Here is a 287-nt window from a genome sequence, read left to right as displayed (position 1 = left end):
CTGTTACCGCCGTGAAAGGGCGGTGTCCTGGGCCTCTAGACGAAGGGGACGTATAAGTCTCAATCGCAAGACGCCTTGCTATTTACTTTTCATCAGACAATCTGTGTGAGCACTGCAAAGCACAGTTCTTTAAGGTAAGGAGGTGATCCAACCGCAGGTTCCCCTACGGTTACCTTGTTACGACTTCACCCTAATCATCTGTCCTACCTTAGACGGCTGACTCCTATAAAGGTTATCCCACCGGCTTTGGGTGTTACAGACTCTCATGGTGTGACGGGCGGTGTGTA

General features: G+C 50.5%; 1 rRNA gene. It reads right to left on the bottom strand.

The features are described from left to right. Positions 1-135: 135 nt before the first annotated feature. A 16S ribosomal RNA gene (locus QP324_RS12015) occupies positions 136-287 on the bottom strand; the annotation flags it as partial.

It is taken from the genome of Corynebacterium sp. UMB0012 (assembly GCF_030216265.1).
Classification (GTDB): domain Bacteria; phylum Actinomycetota; class Actinomycetes; order Mycobacteriales; family Mycobacteriaceae; genus Corynebacterium.
Note: the sequence above shows the minus strand (reverse complement) of the source record. Positions and strands in the feature narration are given on the sequence as shown.